The organism is Pedococcus sp. 2YAF34 (assembly GCF_052114585.1).
GTDB lineage: Bacteria > Actinomycetota > Actinomycetes > Actinomycetales > Dermatophilaceae > Pedococcus.
In genome coordinates this window covers 1-6,959 of record NZ_JBFRFA010000063.1, presented here as the reverse complement: position 1 = coordinate 6,959, position 6,959 = coordinate 1, and the positions used below count along the sequence as shown (strand labels likewise).

Annotated in this window: 5 protein-coding genes; 3 read left to right on the top strand and 2 right to left on the bottom strand. The window is 72.6% G+C overall.

Translation table 11 applies throughout. The features are described 5' to 3' along the window. From AB4Z02_RS18635 to AB4Z02_RS18625, 3 genes are all read left to right on the top strand, one after another. The coding region (locus AB4Z02_RS18635; protein ID WP_441972840.1) for a M23 family metallopeptidase at positions 1-484 on the top strand (484 nt) is incomplete at its 5' end. Positions 485-591: 107 nt separating this feature from the next. Continuing rightward, a complete protein-coding gene (gene smpB, locus AB4Z02_RS18630; protein ID WP_056882676.1) occupies positions 592-1,068 on the top strand; it encodes an SsrA-binding protein SmpB in 477 nt (158 codons plus the stop codon). Positions 1,069-1,130: 62 nt separating this feature from the next. Further along, on the top strand, positions 1,131-3,014 hold the full coding sequence (locus AB4Z02_RS18625) for a DUF2207 domain-containing protein (protein ID WP_441972839.1): 1,884 nt from the start codon (positions 1,131-1,133) through the stop codon (positions 3,012-3,014). Positions 3,015-3,124: 110 nt separating this feature from the next. On the opposite strand, the gene AB4Z02_RS18620 is transcribed toward AB4Z02_RS18625, so the two are convergent. Both AB4Z02_RS18620 and AB4Z02_RS18615 read right to left on the bottom strand, forming a co-directional pair. Next, the gene (locus AB4Z02_RS18620; protein WP_056882678.1) at positions 3,125-3,298 is read right to left on the bottom strand and encodes a CsbD family protein; all 174 of its coding nucleotides are present in this window, start codon (positions 3,296-3,298) and stop codon (positions 3,125-3,127) included. 140 nt (positions 3,299-3,438) lie between these two features. Beyond that, complete coding sequence (locus AB4Z02_RS18615; protein WP_441972837.1) at positions 3,439-6,819, bottom strand: pyruvate carboxylase; 3,381 nt, start codon at positions 6,817-6,819, stop codon at positions 3,439-3,441. Positions 6,820-6,959: the final 140 nt, after the last annotated feature.

Sequence of the window (6,959 nt, the reverse complement as noted above, 5' to 3'; positions counted from 1 at the left end):
CGCCCGTCGCGCGGCCGCCGCCCGCCGGGCCGCCGCCGCGGCACGCAGGGCCGGGCGCCCCGTACCCCACGTCCCCAGCGCACCCAGCGCCAACGGCTTCTTGTCCGCCCCCTCGGACGGCTGGATCTCCTCCGAGTTCGGCATGCGCTACCACCCGATCCTGCACTACTGGCGCCTGCACGCCGGTCGCGACTACGCGGCCAACTGCGGCACCCCGATCCGCGCCGCCGCGCCCGGTACCGTCATCTCCGCCGGCTGGGCCGGGGGCTACGGCCAGCGGGTCGAGGTCGACCACGGCATCCTGCGCGGCGTCGACCTGGTCACCGCCTACAACCACATGGAGCGCATCGTGGTCCGCGGTGGTCACGTCAGCCGCGGACAGGTCGTCGGGTACGTCGGGACCACCGGTGAGTCGACCGGCTGCCACCTGCACTTCGAGACCTACGAGGACGGCGTCCCGAAGGACCCGCGCCGCTGGCTCTGACGGACGGCGCGACCCGGCAAACCGCTGGCGGCCGCACCCCGTCCACCGGGTAGCGTTGGCATGCTGGTCGGCCCCCGACCGGCACGGGACGACGGACAGGACGGGCAGTGGCCAAGGACCAGGGTCGCAAGGTGGTGGCGAGCAACCGCAAGGCGCGCCACGACTACCTCATCGAGGACACCTACGAGGCGGGGATCGCGCTCATGGGCACCGAGGTGAAGTCGCTGCGGATGGGCCGGGCCTCGCTGATCGACGGGTATGCCGCGTGGCGTGGGGACGAGCTGTGGCTCGAGGGCGTGCACATCCCGGAGTACGTCCAGGGCACGTGGACCAACCACACGCCGCGCCGGCGCCGCAAGCTGCTGCTCCACCGGGCCGAGCTCGACAAGATCGCGCGCAAGTCCTCCGAGACGGGGCACACGATCGTGCCGCTCCAGCTGTACTTCAAGGACGGGCTCGCCAAGGTCGAGATCGCGGTGGCCAAGGGCAAGCGGCAGTACGACAAGCGCCACGCGCTGCGTGAGCGCCAGGACAACCGCGAGGCGCAGCGCGCGCTGAGCAGCAAGGGGCGCCAGGACGCATGAGCCAGCACGGGGGGACGGTTCGACGCCGACTTCGAGGAGGGGGCAGGCGTCACGGTCCGGGGGTGGTGGCGGCGCTGGTGCTGGCGCTGGCCGTCCTGGTCCTCGGAGGGGCGAGCGCGACGGCGGCGTCCTCGGACGACTACGCGAGCTCCTTCCACGTCGACTTCACCGTCAAGCAGGACGGCTCCGTCGACGTGGCGGAGACCATCGCGTGGCACTTCCCGGACGGTGAGGCCCGGCACGGTATCGAGCGCTACGTCGTCGTACGCGCCGGGTACCAGGACCGGGAGAACACCTACCGCGAGTACCCGATCAGCAAGGTCTCGGCGTCCTCGCCCTCGGGGGCGCCCAGCGACGTGTCCGTGAGCGACGCGGCCGACGGCACCTCGGTGCGGATCCGCGTCGGCAACCCCGACGAGACGGTCTCGGGCACCCAGCGCTACGTCGTGCGGTACACCCTCGGGGCCATCGTCAACGGCTTCACCGACCACGCCGAGCTCTACTACAACCTCGTGGGCTCGGCGAACGACGCCCTCTACGAGGACGTCAGCGCCTCGGTCACCGGGCCGGGTCCGGCCGACCGCGCGGAGTGCTTCTACGGCGAGCTCGGCTCGACCGACCGCTGCACCGCCACGCCCGGGGCGACCGCGCAGTTCAGTGCGCCGCGGGTCGAGCCCGGCCAGGGGGTCTCGATCCTGGCCTCGCTGCCGCGCGACGGGTTCGGCGCCCTGGAGCCGGTGCTGCACGAGGGCGAGGTGACCAGCGACGGCGGGGTCGTCACCACGCAGACATCCAAGGCACTGGGAGCCCTCGCGCTCGGGACCGGTGCGGCCCTGCCGCTGCTCGCCGCCGGCCTCATGGGCACGCTGGTCTACACGCGGGGCCGTGACGAGCAGTACGCCGGCCTCACGCCGGGCCTGACGCCCGGGGTGGGTGAGAGCGCCGCGGTCGTGCACGGCGACAAGCGAGTGACCGCCGTGCAGTTCACCCCGCCCGCAGGCGTCCAGCCCGGCCTGGTCGGCACCGTCATCGACGAGACCGCCAACACCGTCGACGTCTCGGCCACCCTGGTGGACCTCGCGGTCCGCGGCCACCTCACCATCGGCGAGACGGAGAAGGGTGCGTTCCGCAGCAAGGACTGGCTGCTCACCCAGACCGCGCCGTCGGCCGAGCAGGCGCGCACGCCGCTGCAGCCGTACGAGCAGGCGCTGCTCGCGGGCGTGTTCGCCACCTCATCGTCGGTGACGCTGTCCTCCCTGAAGAACCACTTCAAGCCGACGCTGAGCCGGGTGCAGGAGCTCATGTACGACGAGGTCGTGCGCCGCGGCTGGTTCCGCCGGTCGCCCGCCGCCCAGCGCGGTGCCTGGACGACGCTGGGCAGCCTGATGGTGTTCGGCCCGCTGTTCGCCTCGATCTGGCTCGGGGGAGCGGTGTCGCGGCTCGGGGCCGGCAGCGGTTCCCCGGTGCCCCCCGGGTTCGCGCTCGCGGGTGGCTGCGCCCTCGCCGGGGCCATCGTGCTCTTCCTCGGCCGGCGGATGGCTGCCCGCACCGCGGCCGGGAGCGCGGTGCTGGCGCAGTCGGAGGGCTTCAAGCAGTACCTCGTGACCGCGGAGGCCAACCAGATCAAGTGGGAGGAGGCCCAGGACGTCTTCAGCCGCTACCTGCCCTACGCCATCGTGTTCGGGGTGGCCTCCCAGTGGGCGTCGACGTTCGAGAAGGTCGCCGAGGCCGCGGCCGCCGCGGGCCACGTCATCACCCCGCCGCTGTGGTACCTGGGGGGCAACTTCGGCTCGTTCAACGGCATCGCCGACGGCATGGACTCGTTCGCGACGACGGCCGGCGGCACCTTCACCAGCACCCCGGGAAGCTCCGGCGGCTCGGGCTTCTCCGGGGGCGGCGGGTTCTCCGGCGGTGGTGGCGGCGGCTCCTCAGGCGGCTCCTGGTAGCCGACACGGCTCCTGGTGGCCGGCACGACGAAGCGGGGGCGGTGCGGCAACGTCGGGACGGTGGTCCCGGGTCGCCGCGCCGCCCCCGCTTCGCGTGGGTGCGCGTGCCGTCAGTGCTTGAAGGCGTCCTTGACCTTCTCGCCGGCCTGCTTCACGTCGGCCTCGGCCTGGTCGGTGCGGCCCTCGGCCTCGAGGCGCTCGTCGTCGGTGGCCTTGCCCGCAGCCTCCTTCGCCTTGCCCATGGCGTCGTCCTTGCTGTTGTCCAGCTTGTCGGTGAGTCCCATGACTGCACTCCATTCGTCTGGCCTGCGGTGATTTCGGACATGCACGGCGAGTGGCCGCTTCTTGACCTCCGTGCGCTTCGACCGTAACCCGAACACGGGAGAACCGCAGGTCAGCGGTAGTGCAGCCCAGGGCCGACGGCCTAGGAGCCCAGGACGAGGAGCAGGTCGCCGCCCTCGACCTGCTGCTGGGAGCCGATGGCCAGGCGGGTGACCGTCCCGGCCACCGCGGCGGTGATGTTGGCCTCCATCTTCATGGCCTCGATCGTGGCGACCACGGCTCCAGCCTCGACGACGGCGCCCTCCTCGACGGCCAGGCTCACGACCCCCGCGAAGGGGGCGGCGACCTGCCGCTGGTCGGAGGGGTCGGCCTTCTCGGCGGCCTTGACGTCCACTGCGACCTTCTCGTCGCGCACCTGGATCGGGCGCAGCTGGCCGCCCATGGTGAACATGACCGTGCGCATGCCGCGGTCGTCGGCGTCGGAGACCGACTGCAGGCCGATGAGCAGCCGCTTGCCGGGCTCGAGGTCGATCTCGTGCTCGTGCCCGACCTCGATGCCGTGCAGGAACTCGCGCGTGCCCAGCACCGCGAGGTCGGAGTAGGCGTCGCGCGACTTCTCGAAGTCCTTGGTCGGTCCGGGGAAGAGCAGGCGGTTGAGCGTCGGGCGCGGGGCCGCCCGCAGGGCCTCGGCGTCCTCCTCCGACAGCTCGGTGACCCGGGGCCTGGGGTTGCGGCCCTCGAGCGCCTTGGTGCGGAACGGCTCGGGCCAGCCACCGGGCGGGTCGCCGAGCTCGCCGGACAGGAACCCGATGACCGAGTCGGGGATGTCGTACCGGGTCGGGTTGGCCTCGAAGTCGTCGGGGTCGGCCTTCGCGCCCACCAGGGCCAGCGCCAGGTCGCCGACGACCTTGCTGCTCGGGGTCACCTTGACGATGTTGCCGAGGATGCGGTTGGCGGCGGCGTACGTGTCCTCGACGGCCTCGAAGCGGTCGCCGAGCCCGAGGGCGATGGCCTGCTGGCGCAGGTTGGACAGCTGGCCGCCCGGGATCTCGTGCTTGTAGACCCGACCGGTGGGTGCAGGGATCCCCGACTCGAAGGGGGCGTAGACCTGGCGCACCGCCTCCCAGTACGGCTCGAGGTCGTTGACGGCAGCCAGGTCCAGACCGGTCGCGCGAGGAGTGCCGTCCGTGGCGGCGACGAGGGAGGACATCGACGGCTGGCTGGTCGTGCCCGACATGGCCGCGCTCGCGACGTCGACCGCGTCGACCCCGGCGTCGATGGCCGCGAGGAGGGTGCCGAGCTGGCCGCCCGCCGTGTCGTGCGTGTGCAGGTGGACGGGCTGGTCGAACCGCTCGCGCAGGGCCGTGACCAGGGTGCGGGCGGCAGGCGCCCGCAGCAGCCCGGCCATGTCCTTGATGGCGATGACGTGCGCCCCGGCCTCGGCGATCTGCTCGGCCAGGTGCAGGTAGTAGTCGAGGGTGTAGAGCTTCTCGCCGGGGCTGGTGAGGTCGCCGGTGTAGCAGAGCGCGACCTCGGCGACGGCCGTGCCGGTCGCGCGCACGGCGTCGATGGCCGGGCGCATCTGGCTCACGTCGTTGAGCGCGTCGAAGATGCGGAAGATGTCGATGCCCGTGGCCGCGGCCTCGGTGACGAACGCATCCGTGACGGCGGTGGGGTACGGCGTGTATCCGACGGTGTTGCGCCCGCGCAGGAGCATCTGGAGCGGCAGGTTGGGCATCGCCTCGCGCAGCTGGGAGAGCCGGTCCCACGGGTCCTCCGCGAGGAAGCGCAGGGCCACGTCGTAGGTCGCTCCGCCCCAGGCCTCGACGCTGAGCAGCTGCGGGGTCAGCCGCGCGACGTGCGGTGCCACGTGCATGAGGTCGCGGGTGCGCACCCGGGTCGCGAGCAGCGACTGGTGTGCGTCGCGGAAGGTCGTCTCGGTGACTGCGACGGCGTCCTGTGCGCGCAGCGCGTCGGCGAACGCCTGTGGCCCCTCGCGCAGCAGCCGGTCGCGGGCGCCGGGCGGCAGGGGAGCGGTGGTGTCGAGGGCCGGGAGCTTGGAGCGCGGGGAGATGCGGGTGCGGCCCGGCCCGTGGGGCTGGTTGACGGTGACCTCGGCGAGGTAGGTGAGCAGCTTGGTGCCGCGGTCGGCCGAGATCCGTGCGGTCCGCAGCCCCGGCCGCTCGTCGATGAACGCGGTCGACAGGCGCCCGGCCTGGAAGTCCGGCTCCTCGAGCAGCGCCTGCAGGAACGGGATGTTCGTCGAGACGCCACGGATGCGGAACTCCGCGAGCGCGCGGCGGGCGCGCCGTACGGCCGTGGGGAAGTCGCGCCCGCGGCAGGTGAGCTTGACCAGCATCGAGTCGAAGTGGGCGCCGATCTCCGCGCCGACGAACACCGTCCCGCCGTCGAGGCGCACGCCGGCGCCGCCGGCGGAGCGGTAGGTGGTGATGCGGCCGGTGTCGGGGCGGAACCCGTTGGCCGGGTCCTCGGTGGTGATGCGGCACTGCAGGGCGGCGCCGCGGATCTGCAGCGACTCCTGGGACAGCCCGAGGTCGGCCAGGGTCTCGCCGCTGGCGATCCGCATCTGCGAGCTGACGAGGTCGACGTCGGTGATCTCCTCGGTGACGGTGTGCTCGACCTGGATGCGCGGGTTCATCTCGATGAACACGTAGCGGCCGTCGGGGGCGAGGAGGAACTCGACGGTGCCGGCGTTGACGTAGCCGATCTCCCGGGCGAACGCGACGGCGTGCGCGCACATCTGCTCGCGCAGGGCGGGATCGAGGTTGGGCGCCGGGGCGATCTCGACGACCTTCTGGTGGCGGCGCTGGACCGAGCAGTCGCGCTCGAACAGGTGGATGACGTTGCCCTCGCCGTCGGCGAGGATCTGCACCTCGATGTGGCGCGGGCTGACCACGGCCTCCTCGAGGAAGACGGTCGGGTCGCCGAAGGCGGACTCCGCCTCACGCATGCAGGCCTCGAGCGCGTCGCGCAGGTCCTCGCGGCGCTCCACGCGCCGCATACCCCGACCGCCGCCACCGGCCACCGCCTTGGCGAAGACGGGGAACCCGATCTCCTCGGCGCCCGCGACGAGCTCGTCGACGTCGGTGCTGGGGGGAGCGCTGCGCAGGGTGGGCAGACCCGCCTGCTTGGCCGCGGCGATGGCGCGCGCCTTGTTGCCCGTGAGGTGCAGGACCGAGGCCGGCGGCCCGACGAAGGTGACGCCCGCCGCGGCGCAGGCCTCCGCCAGGTCGGGGTTCTCGGACAGGAAGCCGTAGCCGGGGTAGACCGCGTCGGCGCCGGCCTCCACCGCGGTGCGGACGACGCCCTCGGGGTCGAGGTAGGCGCGAACGGGGTGGCCGGGCTCCCCGATCTCGTAGGCCTCGTCGGCCTTGAGCACGTGCTCGGACTTGCGGTCCTCGTACGGGAACACCGCGACGGTCTTCGCGCCGAGCTCGGTGGCCGCCCGGAAGGCCCGGACCGCGATCTCTCCTCGGTTGGCGACGAGCACCTTGCTGAACACGAGACCTCCTGCGGGAGCTGCGGGGGAAGACCACTCGGACGGGCGTGCACGGCGAGTCTATTGAGCGCTCGCGTGGTGAGACAGCCTGACCGCCATGCGGACGCGCCGAGGGCGGACCGGGTTTCCGGTCCGCCCTCGGC

What these genes read in the sequence shown, in the direction of transcription:
- AB4Z02_RS18620 (WP_056882678.1), bottom strand. Translation starts at nt 3,298, where the DNA reads ATGGGACTCACCGACAAGCTGGACAACAGCAAGGACGACGCCATGGGC.